The organism is Streptomyces sp. PA03-5A, assembly GCF_033792725.1.
Classification (GTDB): Bacteria; Actinomycetota; Actinomycetes; order Streptomycetales; family Streptomycetaceae; genus Actinacidiphila.
Map to the genome: position 1 here is coordinate 20057 of NZ_JARAVL010000005.1, position 23926 is coordinate 43982.

Genomic DNA, 23926 nt, shown 5'->3' on the forward strand with positions numbered 1-23926 from the left:
CCCGCCGAACGGGGCCGCCGGGCAAGATCCTTGGTAAGAATGAAGCGCGCCGGCCGGCCCGGCTGCGCGGTCCTTGACCGCTCTGTCGGCCGTCGTCGATGCTTGTGTTGCGGCACGTGCAGAATGTGCCGTAATGAGAAACGCCCGTCTCAGGGTTCCGTACCAGCCGAGGAGTGCCCCATGGCTCACCAGGTCCGTGCCGTCGTCGCCCGGGAGAAGGGTTCCCCCGTCAGCCTGGAAACGATCGTCGTGCCCGACCCGGGGCCCGGGGAGGCGCTGGTACGGATCCAGGCCTGCGGGGTCTGCCACACCGACCTGCACTACCGCGAGGGCGGGATCAACGACGACTTCCCGTTCCTGCTCGGCCACGAGGCGGCGGGCATCGTGGAGTCGGTCGGCGAGGGCGTCACCGACGTCGCTCCCGGTGACTTCGTCGTCCTCAACTGGCGTGCCGTGTGCGGCCAGTGCCGTGCCTGTCTGCGCGGCCGCCCCTGGTACTGCTTCAACACCCACAACGCCAAGCAGAAGATGACCCTGCTGGACGGCACCGAGCTCTCCCCGGCCCTCGGCATCGGGGCCTTCGCCGAGAAGACCCTCGTCCACGCCGGGCAGTGCACCAAGGTCGACCCGGCCGTCTCCCCGGCCGTCGCCGGGCTGCTGGGCTGCGGTGTCATGGCGGGCATCGGCGCGGCCATCAACACCGGCAACGTGGGCCGCGGCGACTCCGTCGCCGTCATCGGCTGCGGCGGCGTGGGCGACGCGGCGATCGCCGGCGCCCGGCTGGCCGGTGCCGCGAAGATCATCGCGGTCGACATCGACGCGCGGAAGCTGGAGACGGCGAAGAAGCTGGGCGCCACGCACACCGTCAACTCCAAGGAGACCGACCCCGTCGAGGCGGTTCGCGAGCTGACCGGCGGCTTCGGCGCCGACGTCGTCATCGAGGCGGTCGGCCGCCCCGAGACGTACAAGCAGGCCTTCTACGCCCGCGACCTGGCCGGCACCGTCGTCCTGGTCGGCGTGCCCACCCCCGAGATGAAGCTGGAACTCCCGCTGCTGGACGTCTTCGGCCGCGGCGGGGCCCTGAAGTCCTCCTGGTACGGCGACTGCCTGCCCTCCCGCGACTTCCCCATGCTCATCGACCTCCACCTGCAGGGCCGGCTGGACCTGGACACCTTCGTCACCGAGACCATCGCCCTGGACGAGGTGGAGAAGGCCTTCGAGCGGATGCACCACGGCGACGTGCTGCGCTCGGTGGTGGTCCTGTGACGACCGCCCGCATCGACCACCTCGTCACCTCGGGCACCTTCTCGCTGGACGGCGGCACCTGGGACGTCGACAACAACGTCTGGATCGTCGGCGACGACACCGAGGCGATCGTCGTCGACGCCGCCCACGACGCCGATGCCATCGCCGCGGCGCTGGGCGGCCGCCGCCTGGTCGCGATCGTGAGCACCCACGCCCACAACGACCACGTCGACGCCGCGCCCGCGCTCGCCGCCCGCACCGGCGCGAAGATCCTGCTGCACGGCGACGACCTGCCGCTGTGGAAGCAGACCCACCCGGAGCGCTCCCCGGACGAAGAGCTGACGGACGGTCAGATCATCGCGGTGGCCGGCATCGAGCTCACGGTGCTGCACACCCCGGGCCACGCGCCGGGCGCCGTCTGCCTGTACGCGCCGGCCCTCGGCACGGTCTTCACCGGCGACACCCTCTTCCAGGGCGGCCCGGGCGCCACGGGGCGGTCCTTCTCGGACTTTCCCACCATCATCGACTCCATCCGCGAGCGGCTGCTGACCCTGCCGCCGGAGACGGTCGTCCGCACCGGCCACGGCGACAGCACCACCATTGGCGCCGAGGCCCCGCATCTGGACGAGTGGATCGCCCGCGGCCACTGAGCCCCCATGGCCGCCGCACCCACGGGTGCGGCGGCCACCGCGGTCAGAGCGACCACACGTAGGCGTGGTCGCTCGCGGTCACCACCGCGAGCACGACCAGGTCGGCCGCCCCCAGTACGAGCCCCAGCACGGCCCGCCCGCGGCGGGCGGTCCCCTGGAACAGTGCCATCGAGCCCAGCACCAGGGCGGCGGGGCCGAGGACCACGCTGAAGACCAGCAGGCCCACCAGTCCGAGGACGAACGACGCCACCGCCGCGCCGTCCGCGTGGGCGCGGCGTGTGCTCACGGGTGTCCCGGGCATCGCTCACCTCTCCCTTCGGTGCGCGACGCGCCGGCGTGCCGCGTACAGCGCGAGCCACCCGACGATGCCGGCGGCGGCGACGAGGGTCACGTGCAGCGGCAGATGCGCGACCGGTCCGAGCAGCAGCCCGAACAGGGCCAGTGCGGCCACCAGGAACAGCATTCCGGTCCTTCCCTGTGCTCCGACGTTCCGGGAAATTCGGTGAACGGTTGTACACGGAGCTTCTGCCCACCACCGCCCCCGGAAAACGCGGACCGGCGCCCCGCGGGTGCCGGGACGCCGGTTCGGCCGGAAAGCGCGCCCGCCGCTCAGGCGGTGAGCACGCGCAGCGGCGCGCCGTCCCGGAAGGCCGCGATGTCCTCGACCGCCTGCTGGTAGAAGACCTCGTACGTCGCCTCCGTGACGTAGCCCAGGTGCGGGGTGAGCAGCGCGCCCGGCAGGCTCCGCAGGACGTCCCCGGCGGGCAGCGGCTCGGTGTCGTACACGTCCAGGGCCGCACCGGCGATCCGGTGCTCGCGCAGCGCGGCGACCAGCGCCGGGGTGTCGACGAGCGGACCGCGCGAGGTGTTGACCAGCAGCGCCGTGGGCTTCATCCAGCCCAGCTCCTCGGCGCCGACCAGCCCGGTACTGCGCGCGCTGAGCTTGTAGTGCACGGTGACGACGTCGGACTGCGAGAACAGCTCACGCTTGCCGACCGCCCGCGCGCCGCACGCGGCGGCGTGCTCCGGGTCGAGGTTGGCGCTCCACGCCAGGACGCGCATCCCGAAGGCGGTGCCGATGGAGGCGACCCGCGCGCCCAGCCGGCCCAGCCCCACCACGCCCAGCGTCCGGCCGTGCAGGTCGCCGCCGATCGTGTGCTGCCACTCACCGCGCCGCATCCCGGCCGTCTCCTCGGGGAGGTGCCGGACCAGCGACAGGACGAGCCCCCAGGTCAGCTCGGCCGTGGCGTGCGCGACGCTCTCCGTGCCGCACACCGTCACCCCGTGCCGGCGGGCGGCGTCCAGGTCGACGGAGGCGTTCGCCATCCCGGTGGTCACCAGCAGCCGCAGCGCCGGCAGCGCCGCGAAGCGCTCCTCGGTGAAGGGGGTGCGCTCGCGCATGGCGACCACCACGTCGAAGCCGTCCAGCGCCTCGGCCAGTTCGGCCGTACCGGAGACGTGGTCGTGGAGGAAGACCACCTCGGCTCCCAGCGCGTCCCAGTCGGCGAACCGGTGCGCCGCCTTCTGATAGTCGTCCAGGACGGCGATGCGCATGGTGCGGTCTCCTCAGCTCGATCGGTCGAACGGGTGTCCCCGGGGTCTGTCCTAGTATCTGCTCGGAAAGCGGCCGGATCCCGGCAGCCGCCGGAACCGGACGAGGGGTGGGCACGTGGAGACACCCGGCAGGCGGCGCCGGCTGCGCTGGTGGCCCCGCTCGCTGTACTGGCGCCTCGCGCTCGGCTTCCTGGCGATCACCACGGTCGGCGTCGCGGCCGCGGACGTCTACGCCGCGCACGCCCTCGCCGACGGCCTGCGGAACCGGCTGGACCAGCAGCTGGCCTCCATACGCCAGGACCGGCTCGACGAACTGGAGACCAGCTCTGACCTCAAGCCCGCCGGGGCGACGGCCGTGGTGCTGCTCACCGACGCCATCGGCAGGGTTGTCCAGCGCGAGTCCGGTGCGATGGTGGAGCGGGCCGTCATCCGGCTGTCCAGCGCCGACTTGGACCGCATGGCGACCGCCGGCCGGGCGGGCACGGTCGGCCCGGCCCCGATGCGGGCGGTCGTCGAGAAGCTCCCCGACGGCGGCTACCTGGTGATCGCGGAGTCCACCGCGGACGACGCGGCCACGGTGCACAACCTCGTGGTCATCGAGGCCGTCTCCGGTGTGCCGCTGGTCGCCGGAGTCGTGCTCGGCGCCCTGTACTTCAGCCGCCGCACCATCTCGCCGCTGAAGGAGATCACCGCCACCGCCCGCCGGTTCGCCGCCGAGGGCGCACTCTCGCAGCGGGTCGCCGCCCCGGTGTCGACGGCGGAGGTGGAGGCGCTGGCCGACGCCGTCAACGCGATGCTCGGCCGGGTCGACGAGGAGTTCAACCGCCGCCGCAAGGCCGAGGAGCAGCTGCGCGACTTCGTCGGCGCCGCCAGCCACGAGCTGCGCACCCCGCTCACCGCGATCGGCGGCTACGCGCAGCTGGTGCGCTTCGGTGCCCTCGACGACCCGGCCCGTCTGGACGACGCCATGCGCCGGGTGCAGAACGAGACCCGCAGGATGTCCGCCCTCGTGGACGAGCTGCTGCTGCTGGCCCGCCTCGACCAGGGCCGCCCCCTCGAGTGCCGCCCCGTGGACCTGGCCGAACTCTGCGCCGACGCGGTGGCCGACGCCCGCGTCGTCGACCCCGACCGCCCGGTGACCCTCGTCGTGGAACCCGGGCCCCACATGGTGACCGGTGACCCCGACCGGCTCCGTCAGGTGGTCACCAACCTGCTGGCCAACGTGGTCGCGCACACCGCCCACGACGTCCCCGCCGAGGTGCGGGTCGGCCGCGAGGGCGACGAGCAGATCGTCGACGTCATCGACGGCGGGCCCGGGATACCCGAGGAACTGCGCGAGCGGATCTTCGAGCGGTTCTTCCGCGCCGGCGGCGGCACCCCCCGCCCCGCCCGCCGGGACGACCACCCCGCCCCCGGCAGCGGACTGGGCCTGAGCATCGTGGCCGCGATCGCCGCGGCGCACGCGGGGTCGGTGCGGGTGGAGGCCTCGGAGTCGGGTGCGTGGTTCCGGGTGCGGTTGCCGACGCTCACTGGCGCATGATCGCGGCGACCGCGACGGCCGTCCTGAGGACCTGGAGGTCGCGCGGGCCGTCGAGGCGCCGGCCGGTCAGCTCCTCGACCCGGTGCAGTCGGCGGTCGAAGAACTTGCGGCGCAGCGTGAGCAGCTCGCACGCCAGGTCCGGGTCGCCGTCGGCGGAGATCACCGCGCTCAGCGTCTCCCGCAGCACCTGGTCGTCCAGCACCGGCTGCACCATGCCGACCAGCCGCTGGGCGATGTCGGGCGTCTGCGCTGCCGCGTACTCCACCAGGACGTCGTCCAGCTCGTAGACGCCGGGTCCAAAGCCCAGCGCGTCCACCACCGCGCAGATGTCGTCCACCAGCAGCTGACCCGCCGTCACCTCGTTGTAGGGCTTCCAGTGCACCGCGAGCCGGGCCGTCCCGGCGAGGTCGCGGTGGATGCGGTCCGCCAGGTCGACGGACTCCTGGTGGCGTGGCGCGGGGGTGAGCACGTACAGCCCGCGCGCCGAGGGCAGCACGGCCGTCTCGGGGCCGCCGTGGCCGCGGGCCACCGCCTCGACGTCGCCGAGGGGGAGGCCGGGCGCGCGCAGCGCCATCACGGCGTAGGCGGGCGGGGCGTAGGACGGCCCGGGCCGCGGTGGCTCCGGGACCGAGGCGGGGGCCTCCCGCCCGGACTGGGCGAAGTAGCCCCGGTTCAGCTCCCGGGCCACACGGCGCCCCGCGTCCGTCAGGCGCCGGGCGAACTCGCCGCGCGAGCCGTCGGCCCCGGCCGCAGCGTGCCCGCCGGAGACCAGGATGTACTCCGTCGTCTCCTGGACAGCGACCCGCAGCGCGCTCACCGGCTCGCCCCGAGCGGCCCAGGCGAGCCCCTCGCCGCGGATCCGCGCGGCGGTCTGCTCGCTCCACTCTCCCGAGCCGGAGACGACTTCTATCAGGGCGGCGAACAGCTCCCGCCGCAGCGAGGGCTCGCCTCCGCCGGAGTCGGTGAATCCCAGGTCAAGACAGGAATCCAGGCCCGTGGACACCGGTGCGTGGGTGGTCATGCGCGCAAGCCAAGCACCGGAGCATCAAAGTCACATCAAAGCGGGATCAGAGTCCGCGCTGGGGATCGCCCGCTCTCACGACGGTCAGGGGATCGCCTGCTCGGTCCAGATGCACTTGCCGCCGGGGACGTAGCGGGTGCCCCAGCGCTGGCACAGCGCGGCGACCAGCTGCAGCCCGCGGCCGCCCTCGTCGGTGTCGCCGGCGTGCCGGATCCGGGGGGTGCTGAGACTGCGGTCCGAGACCTCGCAGACGAGGGTGCGGCTGCGGATCAGCCGCAGGCCGATGGGGCCCCGGGCGTGCCGGACCACGTTGCCGACCAGTTCGCTGGCGATCAGCTCGGTCGTCATGACCAGTTCGCCCAGTCCCCAGCCGTCCAGCCGGCGGCGGATGTGCTCGCGTGCCTGGCCCGCGGCGAGCGGGTCCTCGGGCAGGGACCAGGAGGCGACGTCGCCGGGCGACAGGGCGTGCGTGCGGGCGATGAGGAGGGCCGCGTCGTCCCCGGCGTGCTCCTGGTGGGGGTCGAGGGCGGCGGCGACCTCGTCGCAGAGCCTTCCCAGGCGTTCCACCTCGCCCCGGCGGCCGTCCGCCGGCCGCACGGGCGCCGCAGCCGGTGCGCCGGTGAGGGCCTTCGCCAGCCCGGCCATGCCCGTGTCGATGTCCCGGCGGGAGGATTCGACGAGGCCGTCGCTGTAGAGCACCAGCAGACTGCCCTCGGGGATCTCGAGCTCCACGGTCGCGAACGGCGGCGTGGCGGCGCCCAGTGGTGGGTCCGGCGAGTGCCCGGCGAAGTGGACGGTGCCGTCGGGCAGCACCAGCGCGGGCGGCGGGTGCCCGGCCCGGGAGAACGCGCAGGTGCGGTTCGTGGGGTCGTACACGGCGTACAGGCAGGTCGCGTAGAAGTCGTCCCCGAGGTCGCTGACCAGCTCGTTGAGGTGCGCGAGCAGCTCGTCGGGGGGCAGTTCGAGACCGGCGAGGGTGTGCACCGCGGTTCGCAGCCGCCCCATGGTCACGGCCTCGGAGATGCCGTGCCCCATCACGTCCCCGATGACCAGTGCGACCCGGTCGGCGGAGAGCGGGATGACGTCGTACCAGTCCCCGCCGACCGTCGTCCCCTCGACGGCGGGCAGGTAGCGCGCCGCGGCGCTGACCGCCGGCAGTTCGGGCAGGACGCGCGGCAGCAGGCCGCGCTGCAGCTCCTGGGCCCGTCCGTGCTCGGCGTCGTACAGCCGGGCCCGCTCCAGGGCCTGGGCGACCAGCCCGCTGAGCGCGGTCAGCAGGGTGCGCTCCTCCTCGCTGAACGGGCGCGGCTCGGAGAAGGAGACGACGCAGGAGCCGACGGCCTTCCCGGAGACGATCAGCGGCAGGAAGGCCCAGGCGTGCTTCTGGGACCACTCCTGGAGGTGGACCCGGGCCGGGTACGCCTCGTGGAACTCCTTGGCGGAGGTGATGTAGCGGGGCACGCGCTCGCGGATGGCGTCGGTGCTGGGGCTGCCCTCGGCGAGCCGGGTCCGGCTGAGCCGCTCCATCAGGCCCGGGGGGTAGCCGACGAAGCCGGCCACGCGCAGCAGGTCGCCCTCCAGCGTCTTGATGATCAGCCCGGTGGCGTCGAACAGCGGCAGCACGCGGTCGGCGACCGCGGCGACGACGTCCTTGACGGTGACGGCCTCGGCGAGCGCGGTGGTCAGCCGGCCGATGTGCGCCGCGCGGTCGGCGGCGGTGCGGGCGGCGTCGGCGCGGGCCTCCTCCGCGAGCCGGTGCTCGGTGACGTCGGTGAGGTAGAGGGTCAGGCCGTCGGGTACGGGCATGACGCGCAGGTGGTAGCGGCGCGTGCCGCCGCCCCACTCGATGTCCGCGCTGACGGTCGCGTCGCCCTCGGCCGCCCGGCGGCAGTGGGCCTCGAGCTCCGAGTCGTGGACGCCGGGCAGGTGCCACAGCACCGCGCCGACCAGGGGCCGCCGCGCCCCCAGCAGCCGCTCGGCCTGGGGGTTGGCGAAGGCGATGCGGCCGTCGTCGTCGACCGCCAGGAAGCCGTCGCTCATGTGACGCAGGGCCCGGCCGGCGGCGTCCATCGCGATCCGGGTCTCCGTGCTGTCCCACAGCACACCGGCGAGCCGGACGGCCTTGCCGTCCGCACCGAGCACGCTGCGGCCGCGGGCCTGCACCCAGCGGAAGGTCCCGTCGGGCCGGCGGACCCGGTACTCCCAGGCGAAGCCGCCGCGGGCCCGGGCGGCCTCCTCGGCGTCGGCGATCACCCAGGGCAGGTCCTCGGGGTGGACCAGCTCCACCCAGGTCTCCAGGCGACCGTCGTACATCTGCGGGGACATCCCGAAGACGGAGCGCGCGGTCTCGTCGAGGTAGGCCTCGCCGGTGCGGACGTTCCACTCCCAGGTGCCGATGCCCACGTCGGACGGGGTCTCCCGGGGCCGGGAACCCGAGCCGCCCTCCGCCAGGCGCCAGCGTTCGCGCGACCCGACGGCCGCCGTACGGCCCAGCCGCTCCGACACCCACGCGGCGATCCCCCGCAGCAGCTCCCACGCGCCGGGAGCCGGCGGTACGGCGTCCGCGGTCACCACCGAGAGCGCGCCGAGCGGGCCCTCGGGGCCGGGGAGCGGTACGGCGGCGAGCCCGGACCCGCCGGGCAGCGGGCCGGGGGTCGTCTCCGTCGTGGGCAGCCACACCGGTTCGCCCCCGGTCGTCGCGCGGCCCGGCGCGGTGGCGTCCTGCGGGGGGAGGAAGAGCCAGGCACGGGTCAGGTTCCTGGGCAGACCGGTGCTGGCGGCCAGGCGCAGGGGCACTCCGCCCCGGGCCGCCTGCCCGCGCAGGTGGACCAGTCCGCCCAAGCCGTTCAGCGCCGCCACGGCCTGCTGCAGTCCCAGTCGCAGCGCCTCGCGCTCGCCCTGGTCGTCGCCCGAGGACCGGAGCAGGCGCAGCCGCTCCGCTCCCGGCTGGTCGAGCGGCGCTTCAGGCTCCTGGGCGGCGGCTTCGTTCGGGATCGTGCCCTCTTCTCGTCGGCTTTCCTCCGAAGGCCAACATAGCGCCGCGCGCGGGCACCGTCAGCGCGAAGCCGTATCGCCGGCCGGCGCCGCCCTCACCAGGTAGCCCGCCCCCCGCACGGTGCGGATGAGCGACTGGTCGGTGTCGCCGAGCTTCCGGCGCAGGTAGTAGATGTAGGTCTCCACGATCCCGGACTCGCCCTGGAAGTCGCAGCTCCACACGGCGTCGAGGATCTGCCCCTTGGACACCACCCGGTCCGGGTTCTCCAGCAGGAAGCGGAGCAGCGCGAACTCGGTCGCCGAGACCTGGACCGGCCGGCCGTGCCGCCACACCTCGTGGGTGTCCGCGTCCAGTTCGACCCAGCCCGCGCGCAGCCGGCGCCCGGCAGGCTCGGGGGCCCGGCCCCGGCGCAGCAGGGCGTTCACGCGGGCCGCGACCTCGTTGATGTCGAAGGGCTTGGTGACGTAGTCGTCGCCGCCCAGGGCCAGGCCCCTGATCTTGTCCTCCACGGCGTCCCGGGCCGTGAGGAAGAGGACGGGCGCGTCGACCCGGGCGGCGCGGAGCCTGCGGCACACCTCGAAGCCGTCGAGGTCGGGCAGTCCGACGTCGAGCAGGATCACGTCGGCGGCGCGATCGGCGGCCGTGCTCACCGCCTCCTCGCCGGTCCCGGCCGTGACCACGTCGAAGCCCAGGAACTGCAGCGCCATCGCGAGCATCGAGGCGATGCTCGCCTCGTCCTCCACGACCAGCACGCGGGGCTGCTGGGCCGAGACGGTCACGTTCATGCCGCGGGTCACTTCCTCCGGGCCGTATTCCGGCCGTTGTCACACAGAAGAGGAACGGATTATGTCATTCAGCTGAACCCGGACAACCCCCGTGACCGAATCGCGACGATCCGCCGCCGGCCTCCCCCGCGGAGCTGCGGATGAGCCCCCGTCAGATGCGGATTCCGGGTGTCCGGACGATGCCTTGACAGGGGTGGGGGGCACCCCCACACTGATGTTGCGTCAACCGCAATCAGTTCCGCCATACGCACCGAGGTGTCATGATGATTCCCGTGTGCCGGCTCGCGGACCTCCCGCGTGGCGAGGCTTTCCGGCTCGAGACCGACCCGCCCGTCGCGGTGTTCCACACCGAGGAGGGCGAGCTCTACGCCGTCGACGACACCTGCACCCACCAGGACGCGTCGCTCGCGGACGGCTGGCTGGAGGGGTGCGAGGTCGAGTGCCCGCTGCACGCCTCGAAGTTCGACCTGCGCACGGGTGCGGTGGACGCGCCCCCGGCCCGGCGGCCCGTGCGGACGCACGAGGTCGTGGTCGAGGACGGCGTGATCCACGTACGGCTGTCGGCGGCCGCCCCCGGCCCGCCCTCGTGCGCGGCCGGCCGGCTCGCCGGGGGAGCCGGATGAGAGCGGTCCTCGTGGTCGGCGCCTCGCTGGCGGGGCTGTCGGCGGCGCGGGCACTGCGCGCCCAGGGGTACGACGGCCGGCTGGTGGTCGTGGGCGACGAACCGCACCGGCCGTACGACCGGCCGCCGCTGTCCAAGGAGTTCCTCGTCGGACAGGCCGACGAGGCGGCCCTGGTCCTGGAGGCGGACGGCGAGGACCTCGGGGCCGAATGGCTGCTGGGCGCCCGGGCCGTGACGCTCGACCCGGGCACGCGGGTCGTCGGGCTCGCGGACGGCAGCGCCGTCACCGCCGACGGAGTCGTCATCGCCACCGGGGCCGCTGCCCGTACCCTGCCCGGCGCGGCGGGCCGGTCCGGTGTGCACACCCTGCGCACCCTGGACGACGCCCGCGCACTGCGGGCCGATCTGGCGCGCGGCGGGCGGCTCGTCGTCATCGGCGGCGGCTTCATCGGGGCCGAGGTCGCCTCGACCGCGTACGCCCTCGGCCTGGACGTCACCGTCGTCGAGGCGGCGCCCACCCCGCTGTCGGGTCCGCTCGGCGAGACGATGGGCGGCGTCGTGTCGGGCCTCCACGCCGACCACGGTGTACGGCTGTTGTGCGGCACGGGGGTGCGCGGGACCGAGGCGGACGGCGAGGGGCGGATGGTGGCCGTGGTCCTGGCCGACGGCCGCAGGCTGCCCGCGGACACCGTGGTCGTCGGCATCGGGGCGCGCCCGTGCACGGACTGGCTCGCCGGGTGCGGGATCGAGCTCGGCGACGGTGTCCTGTGTGGCGCCGACGGCCGCACGGGCCTGCCGGGCGTCGTCGCCGTCGGCGACTGCGCCGCCTGGTACGACCCGGCCGCCGGCGCGCACCACCGCGTGGAGCACTGGACGGGTGCCCTGGAGCGTCCGGCCACCGCCGTCGCCGCGCTGCTGTCCGGCGGCGCGGGCGGGCAACGGGCCCCCCGCCCGCCGTACTTCTGGTCCGACCAGTACGGCGTGCGCATCCAGTTCGCGGGCCGCGCCGCGGGGGCCGACACCGTCACGGTCGAGGAGGGCGTCGCGGAGGAACGGGACGTCCTCGCGGTCTACCGCAGGGGCGGGGTTCCGGTCGCCGTACTGGGCATGAACCGGCCCCGGTCGTTCACCCGTTGGCGCAAGCAGCTGGCCGTCGTCGCGTCTTGACAGCGCCGGAGCGGCACCACATGCTGCAGTTGCGCAGTGCACACTCCGTTGCTCATTACACAACGTCCCGCAAGGAGTGCCCGTGACCCCGACCGGTCTGCCGGACAGCCTGATCGCCACCCTCCCCGGCTCCTACTACACGGACCCCGGGATCTTCGCCCAGGAGCAGGAGCGCATCTTCGAGACGATGTGGTTCTGCGTGGCTCGCTCCTCCGAGCTCGGCAGGCCGGGCGCCTTCAGGACCGTGGACGTCGGCCGCGAGAGCATCCTGGTCACCCGGTCCCGGGACCACGCGGTGCGCGCCTTCTACAACGTGTGCCGGCACCGCGGCGCCCGGCTGCTCACCGAGGAGGGCGGCGAGGTCAGGCGGGCGTTCCAATGCCCGTACCACGCCTGGACGTACGACCTGGACGGCAGGCTCGTGGCGGCCCCCAACCTCACCAAGATGCCCGACGTCGGCCGTACCGAGTACGGGCTCGTCCCCGTCCACGTCCGCGAATGGCTGGGGTACGTCTGGGTCTGCCTGGCCGAGGACCCGCCCTCCTTCGAGGAGCAGGTGGTCGGCGAGGTGGTCACCCGGCTCGGGGACGTGGAGTCCCTGGAGCGCTACGGCATCGAGGACCTGAGGGTCGGCCGGCGGATCGTGTACGACGTCAGGGCCAACTGGAAGCTCATCGTCGAGAACTTCATGGAGTGCTACCACTGCGCCACGATCCACCCCGAACTGACCGAGGTGCTGCCGGAGTTCGCCGGCGGTTACGCCGCGCAGTACTACGTCGGCCACGGCGCCGAGTTCGGCGCGGACATCGAGGGCTTCACGGTGGACGGCTCGCCGGGACTGGACCGTATACCGGGGGTCTCCGCGGCCCAGGACCGGCGCTACTACGCGATCACCATCAAGCCGCAGGTCTTCGTCAACCTGGTGCCGGACCACGTGATCTTCCACCGCATGTACCCGGTCGCGGCCGACCGCACGGTCGTCGAGTGCGACTGGCTCTACCTGGAGGAGGTCGTCACCGCGGGCAGGGACGTCGGCCGCTCGGTGGAGCTCTTCGACCGGGTCAACCGCCAGGACTTCGAGGCCTGCGAGCGCTGCCAGCCCGCGATGGGATCCCGGCTCTACGCCAAGGGCGGGGTGCTGGTCCCCAGCGAGCACCACATCGCCGGCTTCCACGACTGGGTCCACGAGCGCCTCGGCACGGCTCAGCCCAGGTAGCCCATGCGGTGGCTGATCTCGGCCGCCCCGGCGACCAGCAGCGGCGCGAGCTCGTGCATGCGCTCCTGGGTGAAGCGGTACGAGGGGCCGGAGGCGCTGACGGCGGCGATGACCTCGCCGTCGCGCGAGCGGACGGGGGCGGCCATCGCGTGCAGGCCGATCTCCAGTTCCTCCAGCGTCCAGGCGTACCCGCGCTCCCTGGCCTCGGCGAGGTTCTTCTCCAGCTTCGTCCGCGAGGTGAGGGTGTGCGGGGTCAGTTTCTCCAGGCCCGCGTCCGTGAGGAGTTCCGCGCGCTGCGCGGCGGAGAGGTGGGCGAGCAGGATCTTGCCGCTGGAGGTCGCGTGCAACGGCGTGAGCTGGCCGACCCAGTTGTGCGCGGTCACGGCCGCCGGTCCGCGCACCTGGTACAGGTTGATCGCGAAGTGCTTCTCCATCACGGCGATGTTGACGGTCTCGCCGATCTCCTCGGCGAGCCGTTCGCAGACCGGCCGGCCCTGCTGGGTGATGTCGATGCGGCCGGTCACCGCGCCGGCCAGCCGCACGATGCCGAAGCCGAGCCGGTACTTGCCGCGCTCGCCCGCCTGCTCCACCAGCCCGCGTGCCTCCAGCGCGCCGAGCAGCCGGAACGCCGTCGACTTGTGGACCTCGATCTCGGCGGCGACCTCGCTCACGCCGGCCTCGCCGCGCTGCGCCAGGATCTCCAGCACGCTGATGGCCCGGTCCACGGACTGGACGCCGCCCGGCTGCGCAGCGGTTGTTTCGGTATCTGCACTGAAGTTGCCCACAGCGAAACTATACGCGCGGTAAACAACAGCGTCGGGGTTCCCCGGCGGAGTCCGGACGGGAAACGCGACCGAAACTCCGGTGTCAAGTTGCGCGGCTCGCAACCTGGTGCGCATAGCGGCACCGTACTAGCATGCTGCGCCAGTCGACCTGTCGACCGCGCGATCGAGACGAGCGATTCAAGCGAGACGAGTGAGACGAGGCTGACATGGCTCCCGTGCAGTACGACTTCGTCATCGTCGGTGGGGGCTCCGCCGGTTGCGCCCTCGCGAACCGGCTGTCCGCCGATCCGGCCAACCGTGTCCTGGTGCTGGAGGCCGGCCGCCCCGACTACCCGTGGGACGTCTTCATCCACATGCCGGCGGCGCTCACCTTCCCCATTGGCAGCCGCTTCTACGACTGGGGCTACGAGTCCGAGCCCGAGCCCCACATGGGCGGACGGCGGATCTACCACGCCCGGGGCAAGGTGCTCGGCGGCTCCAGCAGCATCAACGGCATGATCTTCCAGCGCGGCAACCCCATGGACTACGAACGCTGGGCCGAGGGCCCCGGCATGGAGCACTGGGACTACGCCCACTGCCTGCCGTACTTCCAGCGCATGGAGAACTGCCTCGCGGCCGGCCCCGACGACGAGTTCCGCGGCCACGACGGTCCGCTCGTCCTGGAGCGCGGGCCCGCCTCCAGCCCGCTGTTCCCCGCCTTCCTCGAGGCGGTCCAGGAGGCGGGGCATCCGCTCACCGACGACGTCAACGGCTACCGCCAGGAGGGCTTCGCGCCCTTCGACCGCAACGTCCACCGCGGCCGCCGGCTCTCCGCCGCCCGGGCCTACCTCGACCCGGTGCGCAGGCGCCCCAACCTGACGGTGCGGACCCGGACCCTGGTCACCCGGGTGCTCTTCGAGGGCAAGCGCGCCGTGGGCGTGGAGTACGAACGCCGCAGGGGCAGCCGCGAACAGGTGCGCGCCCGCGAGGTCGTCCTCTGCGGCGGGGCCGTCAACTCGCCCCAGCTGCTGCAGCTGTCGGGCGTCGGCAACGCCGGGGAACTGGCCGCGCTCGGCATCGACGTCGTGCACGACCTGCCCGGCGTCGGCGAGAACCTCCAGGACCACCTGGAGGTCTACGTCCAGTACGCCTGCACGCAGCCGGTCTCCATGCAGCCTTACCTGGCCAAGTGGCGCTACCCCTTCATCGGTCTGCAGTGGCTCTTCCGCAAGGGTCCCGCCGCCACCAACCACTTCGAGGCCGGCGGCTTCGCGCGCAGCAACGAGGACGTGGACTACCCCAACCTGATGTTCCACTTCCTGCCCATCGCGGTGCGCTACGACGGCTCGGCCCCGGCCGGCGGCCACGGCTACCAGGTGCACGTGGGGCCGATGTACTCCGACGCCCGCGGCTCGGTGAAGATCAGGAGCAGGGACCCGCGCGAGAAGCCCGCGCTGCGCTTCAACTACCTGTCCACCGAACAGGACCGTCGCGAGTGGGTCGAGGCGGTGCGCGTCGCCCGCGACATCCTCGGCCGGCCCGCGCTCGCCCCCTTCAACGGCGGCGAGGTCTCGCCCGGCCCCGGGGTCGAGACCGACGAGGAGATCCTGGCGTGGGTCGCCAAGGAGGGCGAGACCGCCCTCCACCCGTCCTGCACGTGCCGGCTGGGCACCGACGCGATGGCCGTGGTCGACCCGGCGAGCATGCGGGTGCACGGCGTGGAGGGACTCCGCGTGGTCGACGCCTCCGTGATGCCCTACGTGACCAACGGCAACATCTACGCCCCCGTGATGATGATCGCCGAGAAGGCCGCGGATCTGATCCTCGGCCGTGAACCGCTGCCGCCCTCGAAGGCGCAGTTCTACCGGCACCGCGAGGCCACCGCCAACTGATCGTGTCCGGTGCCGCGTTCACCGGATCAAGATGTGCCGTACACCCCGTGCCACCCCTTGACGGCCGGTGGCCGTTCGGACAGGGTGTTCCACCACAAGCAATTCGATGCGCTATGTGCAACGAAGCGAGGACTCCGCGCGTGGCAGACCTGTACCTGGACGGAGAGTGGCGCGAGGCGGTGGCCGGAGGCCGCCGGGAGATCCGCTGCCCCGCCGACGGAGTGCTCGTCGCGACGGTCTCCGAGGCGACCGGCGCCGACGCGGAGGCCGCGGTCGCCGCCGCCCGCGCCGCCTTCGACCACGGCCCCTGGCCGCGCACCCCGGAGCGCGAACGCGGCGCCCTCCTGCTCCGCACCGCGGGCATCGTCGAACGGGACGCCAAGGAATTCGCCCGCGCCGAATCCCTCGACACCGGCAAGCGGCTCGTGGAGAGCGAGTACGACGTCGCCGACGTCGTCGCCTGCCTGCGCCACTACGGCGGCATCGCGGGGACCTCCGCCGGACGGGTCGTCGACACCGGCCGCGACGACGCCGTCAGCCGTGTCGAGTACGAGCCGGTCGGCGTCTGCGCCCTGATCACCCCCTGGAACTACCCGCTGCTGCAGGCCTCCTGGAAGGTCGCGCCCGCGCTCGTCGCGGGCAACACGTTCGTCCTCAAGCCCAGCGAACTGACCCCCTCCACCTCCGTGCTCCTCATGCGGGCCCTGGAGGAGGCCGGACTCCCGCCCGGAGCCGGAAACCTGGTCCTCGGCGCCGGGCCCGGGGCCGGCGCCCCGCTCGCCGAGCACCCCGGCGTCGACATGGTCTCCTTCACCGGCGGTCTCGAGACCGGCAAGCGGGTCATGGCCGCGGCCGCCGCCACGGTGAAGAGGGTCGCCCTCGAGCTCGGCGGCAAGAACCCCAATGTGGTCTTCGCCGACGCCGACTTCGAGACGGCCGTGGACTTCGCGCTCACGGCCGTCTTCCTGCACTCCGGCCAGGTCTGCTCCGCCGGGGCCCGGCTGATCGTGCAGGACACGGTCCACGACGCCTTCGTCGACGAGGTCGTACGGCGCGCCGGCGCGATCCGCCTGGGCGGCCCCTTCGACCCCGCGGCCGAGACCGGCCCGCTGATCTCCGCCGCCCACCGCGACAAGGTCGAGGCGTACGTCGCCGCCGGGATCGCCGAGGGCGCCGTGCTGCGCCTCGGCGGCGCCCGCCCCACGGACCCGGCGCTCCAGGACGGCTTCTACTACCCGCCGACCGTTCTCGACGACTGCGACCAGGGCATGCGCGTCGTCCACGAGGAGTCCTTCGGACCCGTGCTGACCGTCGAGCGCTTCACCGACGAGGACGACGCCGTCCGCATCGCCAACGACACCGAGTACGGCCTCGCCGGCGCCGTCTGGACGGGGGACGCCGGCCGCGCCCAGCGGGTCGCCCGCCGGCTGCGCCACGGCACCGTGTGGATCAACGACTACCACCCCTACGTACCGCAGGCGGAATGGGGCGGCTTCGGCCACTCGGGCGTGGGCCGGGAGCTGGGACCGACCGGCCTGGACGAGTACCGCGAGCCCAAGCACATCTGGCAGAACATCCGACCCAGGCCGCAGCACTGGTTCCGCGGCTGAACGCCCAGGAGAGGCCGACCGTGACCCCAGCACCGACCGATGTGCCGCAGCGGCGCGGCGCGTCCCACGACGAGGACCAGGACCAGGACCGGAACGCGGTCATCTCCGTGCGCGGGCTGTGGAAGGTGTTCGGGCCGAAGGCCGACAGGGTGCCGGAATCGCAGGAGCTGCGCGGGCTCGGCCGCCGTGAGCTGATGGAGCGCACGGGTTGCACCGCGGCCGTGCGCGACGTCCACTTCGACGTCGCGCCCGGCGAGGTCTTCGTCGTGATGGGCCTGTCCGGCTCCGGCAAGTCGACCCTGGTGCGCTGTCTGACCCGGCTCGTCGAACCCACCGCCGGCCAGGTCGTCCTGGAGGGCGAGGACATCCGCGCCGCCGACGCCAAACGGCTGCGCGAACTGCGCCGCAACAGGTTCTCCATGGTCTTCCAGCACTTCGGCCTGCTGCCGCACCGCAGGGTCGTCGACAACGTCGCGTACGGCCTGGAGATCCGCGGCATGGGCCGGACCGAGCGCGTCAAGCGGGCCCTGGAGGTCGTCGAACTGGTGGGCCTGGCGGGCTACGAGAACTCCTACCCCGACCAGCTCTCCGGCGGCATGCAGCAGCGCGTCGGCCTGGCCCGGGCACTGGCGGGGGACCCCGGCATCCTCTTCTTCGACGAGCCCTTCTCCGCGCTCGACCCGCTGATCCGCCGCGACATGCAGAACGAGGTCATCCGCCTCCACCACGAGGTCGGCAAAACGATGGTGTTCATCACCCACGACCTGTCCGAGGCCCTCAAGCTCGGCGACCGCATCCTGATCATGCGCGACGGCCGGACGGTGCAGTGCGGCACGGGCGACGAACTGGTCGGCGCCCCCGCCGACGACTACGTGCGCGACTTCGTCAAGGACGTGCCGCGGGCCGACGTGCTGACGCTCCGCTGGATCATGCGCGACCCGCGGCCCGACGACGCCCTCGACGGCCCCGAACTCGGCCCCGGCACGGTCGTCCGCGAGGCGACACGGGCCGTGCTCGCCGCCGAGAAGCCGGTCAGGGTCGTCGAGGACGGACGGCTGCTCGGCGTCGTCGGCGACGAGGAGATCCTCGCCGTCGTCGCGGGCCGGGAAGGCGGGGCGTGATGGCGGTCGCCGCCTCCGGGGCACGCGAACGGCTCGCGCCCGTCCGGCTGCGCCGCCGGGCCGTCGTGGCGGGCATCGTCGTGCTGTGGCTGGTGCTCTTCGCGCTCCTGCGCGGCCGGCAGACGCTCGCCCTCGCGGCGGCCGACCTGACCTCGCTGCACCGCTGGTTCAACGACGTCAACGACACCATCGGCGCGGACCGCAACAGCAACCCGCTCTTCCTCTACTTCTTCAACGAGATCCGGCTGGTCATCGACACCCTGGTGACCTTCGTCCAGACGCTGATCTCGCAGCCGCCCGACGGCCGCCCGGTGCCGCAGATCGGCTGGCTCGGCGTGGTCACGATCGCCGGCTACGTCTCCTGGGCGCTGGGCAACTGGCGCGTGGCGCTGCTGGCCGTCGCGGGCTTCACCTTCTTCGGGCTGCAGGGCCTGTGGCAGGAGAGCATGGACACCCTGGCGCTCACCGTGTCGGCGGTGCTGGTGGCGCTGCTGTTCGGCATCCCGCTGGGCGTGTGGGCCGGGCTGTCGCCGCGGGTGAACCGCGTCCTGACCCCCGTGCTGGACTTCATGCAGACGATGCCGACCTTCGTCTACCTGGCGCCGCTCACCCTCTTCTTCCTCATCGGGCCGGCCTCCGCCACCATCGCCACCCTGATCTACGCGGCGCCGCCCGCCGTCCGCATCACCGCGCACGCCATCCGCTCGGTGCCCGCGACCACGGTGGAGGCGGCGGAGTCGCTCGGTTCGACCAGGGTGCAGACCCTCACCAAGGTGCTGCTGCCGATGTCGCGCCGCACCGTGGTGATGGGCGTCAACCAGAGCATCATGGCGGCCCTGTCCATGGTTACCATCGCGGCCCTCATCGACGCCCCCGGCCTCGGCAAGACCGTCGTCCAGGCCCTGCAGTCGCTCGACGTCGGCACCGCCTTCAACGCCGGCCTCGCCATCGTCGTCATGGCCATCGTCCTGGACCGGGTCACCACCGCGGCCGCCGTCAGGACGGAGCGCGGGCAGGGCTCCGGCGGCCGCCTGCGGCGCTGGCGCGGGCCGCTGCTCGCCGCGGGCGCCGTCGCCGCGGCGGTCGCCGCCTGGCTGTCCCACACCTACGTCTGGGCCGCGGAGTTCCCCGGCCAGGGCGGAGCGGGGCGCTCCCTGGCGAGTGCCGCCGACACCGTGACCACCTGGGCGCAGGAGCACCTGTCCGGGGTCACGGGCGCCGTCCGCGACGTGCTCACCAACGCGCTCCTCAACCCCTTCCAGACCTTGCTCACCGACTCGCCGTGGTGGCTCACCGGCCTCGTGCTGGTGGCCCTGGGAACGGTCCTCGGCGGCCTCGGCGCCGGCGGCACCGCCGCGGTGTGCGTGGGGCTGCTGGTGGGCACCGGGGTGTGGCAGGACGCGATGACCACGCTCGCCTCGACCGTCGTGGCGACGCTGCTGGTGATGCTGCTCGGGGTCACGGTGGGCGTGTGGATGGGCCGCAGCGCGCTCGCCGACCGGATCGTCCGGCCCGGCCTGGACGCGGCGCAGACCATGCCGCCCTTCGTCTACCTCGTTCCGTTCCTCGCGCTGTTCGGCGCGAGCCGCTTCACCGCGATCGTCGCCGCCGTCGTGTACGCCGCGCCCGTGACGGTGAAGATCGTCGCCGACGGCGTCCGGGGCGTACCGGAGACGACCGTGGAGGCCGCGGCGGCGGCCGGGTCCAGTACCTGGCAGCTCGTCACCAAGGTCCAGCTGCCGATGTCGCGCGGCGCCCTGGTGCTCGCGACCAACCAGGGCCTGATCTACGTGCTGTCGATGGTCGTGGTGGGCGGCCTGGTCGGTGCGGGCGCCCTCGGCTACGACGTCGTGGCCGGCTTCTCGCAGGGCGAGCTGTACGGCAAGGGGCTGGCGGCGGGACTCGCCATCGTCTTGCTCGGCGTGATGTTCGACCGGATCACTCAGGCCGCGGCCGGGCGCACCACGAGGGTGCCCGGCGGGCGCTAGGGCAGGAGGCGGTAGACACATGGCAACACACCTGAGGGCGGCCGGCCGGTCGGCGCGATGGCGTGCCGGGGCGGCCGGGGCCGCGGCACTGGGGCTCGTCCTCACCGGCTGCGGCGGCGCCAAGGTCGGCGGGTCGGACGCCGGTTCCGGGGGCTCCTCCGGCAAGTGCGGCACCTTCAACCTGGCGGTCAACCCGTGGGTCGGCTACGAGGCGGACGCGGCGGTCGTGGCGTACGTCGCCGAGGAGAAGCTGGGCTGCACGGTCAAGAAGAAGGACCTCAAGGAGGAGATCGCCTGGCAGGGCTTCGGCACCGGCGAGGTCGACGCGATCCTGGAGAACTGGGGCCACGACGACCTGAAGAAGAAGTACGTCGAGCAGCAGAAGACCGCCGTCGAGGCGGGCCCGACCGGCAACAAGGGCGTGATCGGCTGGTACGTGCCGCCGTGGCTGGCGAAGGAGCACCCGGACATCACGGACTGGAAGAACCTCGACAAGTACGCCGACAAGTTCCGCACCTCCGAGTCCGGCGGCAAGGGCCAGCTCCTGGACGGCGACCCGTCGTACGTCACCAACGACGCCGCCCTGGTGAAGAACCTCAAGCTGGACTTCAAGGTGGTGTACGCGGGCAGCGAGACCGCGCTGATCCAGGCCTTCCGGCAGGCCGAGGCCAAGCAGCAGTGGCTGCTGGGCTACTTCTACGAGCCGCAGTGGTTCCTGTCGGAGGTCCCGCTCGCCAAGGTCGAGCTGCCGCCGTACGAGGCCGGCTGCGACGCCGACGCGGAGAAGGTCGCCTGCGACTACCCCGTCTACGACCTGGACAAGATCGTCAGCAAGAAGTTCGCCGGCTCCGGCAGCCCGGCCTACGACCTGGTGAAGAACTTCAGCTGGACGAACGAGGACCAGAACCTCGTCGCCAAGTACATCGCCGTCGACAAGATGAGCCCCGAAGCCGCCGCCGAGAAGTGGGTGAAGGCGAACCCCGGCAAGGTGGACGCCTGGGTCAAGTAACCCTGCGCCGCGCCACCGGGGCGCACCGCGCCGCAACGCGCCGTTCCCGTGCCCGGCGGGCTGTTCCGACAGCCCGCCGGGCACCGTCGTTCCCCGGGCCGTCACCAGGCCCTCCCGGGGCCGCTCCAGACGCCTGCGGGCGGCCTTCTCCCGCCCCTGGCGGGCCTCTTGACACCCTCTCCGGCGCCCGGCACATTGAGTTGCGCAACCTGAATCATGTTGCGCTGACAGCAACTGGGAGGTTTGGCGATGACGGGACCCCGCGTGGTCATCATCGGAGCGGGTGTCGTGGGGGCGGCGCTGGCCGACGAACTGTCCTCCGCCGGCTGGACCGACGTCACGGTCGTCGACCAGGGGCCGCTCCCCGCCACCGGGGGCTCCTCGTCCCACGCCCCGGGCCTGGTCTTCCAGACCAACCCCTCCAAGACCATGACCGAACTCGCCCGCTACACCGTCGACAAGCTCCGCTCCCTCGACGTCGACGGACAGCCCTGCTTCCTCCAGGTCGGCGGTCTGGAGGTGGCCACCACCCCCGAGCGCCTGGCCGAACTGCACCGGCGGCACGGCTGGGTGACCTCGTGGGGCGTCGAGGCCCGGGTCGTCGGACCCGACGAATGCGCCGCGCTGCACCCGCTGCTGGACCGCTCACGCGTCCTGGGCGGACTGTTCGTCCCCACCGACGGCCTCGCCAAGGCCGTCCTCGCGGTCGAGGCGCAGACCCGGCGTGCCGCCGCGCGCGGCGTCCGCTTCCTCGAACGTCACGAAGTCCTCGCCGTCACCCAGGACGACGGCCGCGTCACCGGGGTCGTCACCGACCGCGGCGGCGAGCTCGCGGCCGACGTCGTCGTCTGCTGCGCCGGCATCTGGGGCCCCCAGGTGGCCCGGATGGCGGGCATGGAGCTGCCGCTCACCCCGCTCGCCCACCAGCTCGCCTGGACCGGCCCGGTCCCCGCCCTGGCGGGCCAGGCCGCCGAGGCCGTCCGCCCGATCCTGCGCCACCAGGACGCCGACCTCTACTACCGCGACCACCACGACCGCATCGGCATCGGCTCCTACGGCCACCGCCCCATGCCGGTCCCCGTCGACGACATCGCCTCGTTCGACGCCGCGGACGGGATGCCGTCCGTCCTGGAGTTCACCGAGGACGACTTCGCCGACGCCTGGACCGAGACCCGGTCCCTGCTGCCCGCCACCCGTGACGCCAAGGTCGAGGAGGGCATCAACGGCCTGTTCTCCTTCACCACCGACGGCATGCCGCTGCTCGGCGAGTCGCCGCAGGTGAAGGGGTTCTGGGTCGCCGAGGCCGTCTGGGTCACGCACTCGGCCGGCGTCGGCCGGGCGATGGCCGAATGGCTGGTGGACGGCCACTGCTCGTCCTTCGACCTCCACGAATGCGACGTCAACCGCTTCGAGCCGCACCAGCTCGCCCCCGACTACGTGCTCGCCCGCGACTGCCGCAACTTCGTCGAGGTCTACGACATCATCCACCCGCTCCAGCCCACGGGCGCCCCGCGCCCGATCCGCACCAGCCCCTTCCACCCCCGCCAGGAGGAGCTCGGGGCCTTCTTCCTGGAGGCGAACGGCTGGGAGCGGCCGCAGTGGTACGAGAGCAACGCCGGCCTGGTGGCGGGCCGTTCCCTCCCCGTCCCGGGCGACTGGGCGGCCCGCTACTGGTCGCCGGTCGTCGGTGCCGAGGCCCAGGTCACCCGGGAGACCGTCGCCCTGTACGACATGACCGCGCTCAAGCGCCTGGAGGTCACCGGACGCGGCGCCGCCGCCTTCCTGCAGCGGCTCACCACCGGCAACGTCGACAAGTCGGTCGGGTCGGTGACCTACACCCTGCTCCTGGACCACGACGGAGGCATCCGCAGCGACATCACGGTGGCCCGGCTCGGCCGCGACCTCTTCCAGGTCGGCGTCAACGGCAACCTGGACCTGGACTGGCTCACCCGGCACCTCCCCGCCGACGGCACCGTGGCGGTCCGCGACATCACCGCGGGCACCTGCTGCATCGGCCTGTGGGGGCCGCTCGCCCGGGAGGTCCTGCAGCCGCTCGCCGACGCCGACTTCTCCGACGCCGGACTGAAGTACTTCCGCGCCAAACGGGCGCACGTGGGGGCCGTGCCCGTCACGGCGATGCGGCTGTCCTACGTCGGCGAACTGGGCTGGGAGCTGTACACCACGGCGGACCTGGGCCTGAAGCTCTGGGACACCCTGCTGGCCGCCGCCCGGCCGCTGGGCGGCATCCCCGCCGGGCGCGGGGCCTTCAACAGCCTGCGTCTGGAGAAGGGCTACCGCTCCTTCGGCACCGACATGACCTTCGAGCACGACCCGTACGAGGCCGGCCTCGCCTTCGCCGTCAGGGAGGACAAGGACGACTTCACCGGCAAGGCCGCGCTCGCCCGGCGCCGGGACCAGGTGCGGCGCAGGCTCACCTGCCTGACCGTCGACGACCCGGGCGCCGTCGTGATGGGCAAGGAGCCGGTGTACGACGGCGACCGGCCCGTCGGGTACGTCACCAGCGCCGCCTACGGCTACACGGTCGGCAAGGGCATCGCCTACGCCTGGCTGCCGGCGGAGCTCGCCGTGCCGGGACGCGCCCTCGACATCGCCTACTTCGACCGGCGCGTGGCGGCGCGGGTCGCCGCGGAGCCGCTGTTCGACCCGGCCATGTCCCGCCTCCGCGGCTGACACCCCACGGACGGCACCACCGCGAGACCTCCGACGCCGCCGCTGAGAGGAAGCCC

The 23926-nt window shown here is 73.0% G+C and carries 19 protein-coding genes; 12 read left to right on the forward strand and 7 right to left on the reverse strand.

The features are described from left to right. Nucleotides 1-180: 180 nt before the first annotated feature. Nucleotides 181-1266 (forward strand): S-(hydroxymethyl)mycothiol dehydrogenase, encoded by a 1086-nt coding sequence (locus PV410_RS07390; protein WP_500323083.1) that lies wholly within the window; start codon nucleotides 181-183, stop codon nucleotides 1264-1266. After that, a complete protein-coding gene (locus PV410_RS07395; protein WP_500323084.1) occupies nucleotides 1263-1895 on the forward strand; it encodes an MBL fold metallo-hydrolase in 633 nt (210 codons plus the stop codon). Before PV410_RS07390 ends, PV410_RS07395 begins: the two co-directional genes overlap by 4 nt. Nucleotides 1896-1938: 43 nt before the next feature. Here the strand turns inward: PV410_RS07395 and PV410_RS07400 are convergent, their stop codons facing one another. The 3 genes from PV410_RS07400 to PV410_RS07410 form a co-directional block, all read right to left on the reverse strand. Further along, nucleotides 1939-2196, reverse strand: coding sequence for a DUF4190 domain-containing protein (locus tag PV410_RS07400; RefSeq protein WP_499515322.1), 258 nt, complete (start codon nucleotides 2194-2196; stop codon nucleotides 1939-1941). A gap of 3 nt (nucleotides 2197-2199) precedes the next feature. Continuing rightward, nucleotides 2200-2358: a hypothetical protein gene (locus PV410_RS07405; RefSeq protein ID WP_500323085.1), complete on the reverse strand. Its 159-nt coding sequence runs from the start codon at nucleotides 2356-2358 to the stop codon at nucleotides 2200-2202. Between the two features lie 146 nt (nucleotides 2359-2504). Beyond that, the gene (locus PV410_RS07410; RefSeq protein WP_500323087.1) at nucleotides 2505-3449 is read right to left on the reverse strand and encodes a D-2-hydroxyacid dehydrogenase family protein; all 945 of its coding nucleotides are present in this window, start codon (nucleotides 3447-3449) and stop codon (nucleotides 2505-2507) included. Nucleotides 3450-3564: 115 nt separating this feature from the next. On the opposite strand from PV410_RS07410, the gene PV410_RS07415 reads away from it, so the two are divergent. Further along, nucleotides 3565-4989 carry a sensor histidine kinase gene (locus tag PV410_RS07415; protein WP_500323088.1) on the forward strand — a complete coding sequence of 475 codons (1425 nt, stop codon included), beginning with the start codon at nucleotides 3565-3567 and terminating at the stop codon, nucleotides 4987-4989. On the opposite strand, the gene PV410_RS07420 is transcribed toward PV410_RS07415, so the two are convergent. The 3 genes from PV410_RS07420 to PV410_RS07430 form a co-directional block, all read right to left on the reverse strand. Next, nucleotides 4976-6010, reverse strand: coding sequence for a helix-turn-helix domain-containing protein (locus PV410_RS07420; protein ID WP_500323090.1), 1035 nt, complete (start codon nucleotides 6008-6010; stop codon nucleotides 4976-4978). The genes PV410_RS07415 and PV410_RS07420 overlap by 14 nt on opposite strands. 84 nt (nucleotides 6011-6094) lie before the next feature. Beyond that, nucleotides 6095-8869 carry a SpoIIE family protein phosphatase gene (locus tag PV410_RS07425; RefSeq protein ID WP_500323092.1) on the reverse strand — a complete coding sequence of 925 codons (2775 nt, stop codon included), beginning with the start codon at nucleotides 8867-8869 and terminating at the stop codon, nucleotides 6095-6097. A 195-nt stretch (nucleotides 8870-9064) separates the two neighbouring features. Continuing rightward, complete coding sequence (locus PV410_RS07430; protein WP_499515328.1) at nucleotides 9065-9790, reverse strand: response regulator transcription factor; 726 nt, start codon at nucleotides 9788-9790, stop codon at nucleotides 9065-9067. 260 nt (nucleotides 9791-10050) lie between these two features. Between PV410_RS07430 and PV410_RS07435 the strand changes: the two genes are divergently transcribed. The 3 genes from PV410_RS07435 to PV410_RS07445 all read left to right on the forward strand — a co-directional run bounded on the left by PV410_RS07435 (nucleotide 10051) and on the right by PV410_RS07445 (nucleotide 12795). Further along, complete coding sequence (locus PV410_RS07435) at nucleotides 10051-10413, forward strand: bifunctional 3-phenylpropionate/cinnamic acid dioxygenase ferredoxin subunit (protein WP_499515329.1); 363 nt, start codon at nucleotides 10051-10053, stop codon at nucleotides 10411-10413. Beyond that, nucleotides 10410-11579 carry an NAD(P)/FAD-dependent oxidoreductase gene (locus PV410_RS07440; RefSeq protein WP_500323093.1) on the forward strand — a complete coding sequence of 390 codons (1170 nt, stop codon included), beginning with the start codon at nucleotides 10410-10412 and terminating at the stop codon, nucleotides 11577-11579. The genes PV410_RS07435 and PV410_RS07440 overlap by 4 nt, the downstream gene beginning before the upstream one ends. Nucleotides 11580-11661: 82 nt before the next feature. Beyond that, nucleotides 11662-12795 (forward strand): aromatic ring-hydroxylating oxygenase subunit alpha, encoded by a 1134-nt coding sequence (locus tag PV410_RS07445; RefSeq protein ID WP_500323094.1) that lies wholly within the window; start codon nucleotides 11662-11664, stop codon nucleotides 12793-12795. Here PV410_RS07445 and PV410_RS07450 read toward each other — a convergent pair. Then, nucleotides 12783-13580, reverse strand: coding sequence for an IclR family transcriptional regulator (locus tag PV410_RS07450; protein WP_500323095.1), 798 nt, complete (start codon nucleotides 13578-13580; stop codon nucleotides 12783-12785). The two genes, PV410_RS07445 and PV410_RS07450, sit on opposite strands and share 13 nt — an antisense overlap. A 206-nt stretch (nucleotides 13581-13786) precedes the next feature. Between PV410_RS07450 and betA the strand changes: the two genes are divergently transcribed. The 6 genes from betA to PV410_RS07480 all read left to right on the forward strand — a co-directional run bounded on the left by betA (nucleotide 13787) and on the right by PV410_RS07480 (nucleotide 23870). Beyond that, a complete protein-coding gene (gene betA / locus PV410_RS07455) occupies nucleotides 13787-15451 on the forward strand; it encodes a choline dehydrogenase (protein ID WP_500323096.1) in 1665 nt (554 codons plus the stop codon). 140 nt (nucleotides 15452-15591) lie between these two features. Further along, a complete protein-coding gene (locus PV410_RS07460) occupies nucleotides 15592-17061 on the forward strand; it encodes an aldehyde dehydrogenase family protein (protein ID WP_500323097.1) in 1470 nt (489 codons plus the stop codon). A 20-nt stretch (nucleotides 17062-17081) separates the two neighbouring features. Next, entirely contained in the window at nucleotides 17082-18182 is a 1101-nt protein-coding gene (locus PV410_RS07465; protein ID WP_500323098.1) for a quaternary amine ABC transporter ATP-binding protein, read from the forward strand. Further along, complete coding sequence (locus tag PV410_RS07470; RefSeq protein ID WP_500323099.1) at nucleotides 18182-20170, forward strand: ABC transporter permease subunit; 1989 nt, start codon at nucleotides 18182-18184, stop codon at nucleotides 20168-20170. Before PV410_RS07465 ends, PV410_RS07470 begins: the two co-directional genes overlap by 1 nt. A gap of 19 nt (nucleotides 20171-20189) precedes the next feature. Next, complete coding sequence (locus PV410_RS07475) at nucleotides 20190-21179, forward strand: ABC transporter substrate-binding protein (protein ID WP_500323100.1); 990 nt, start codon at nucleotides 20190-20192, stop codon at nucleotides 21177-21179. A gap of 249 nt (nucleotides 21180-21428) precedes the next feature. Beyond that, on the forward strand, nucleotides 21429-23870 hold the full coding sequence (locus PV410_RS07480) for a GcvT family protein (RefSeq protein WP_500323101.1): 2442 nt from the start codon (nucleotides 21429-21431) through the stop codon (nucleotides 23868-23870). Nucleotides 23871-23926 lie beyond the last annotated feature (56 nt).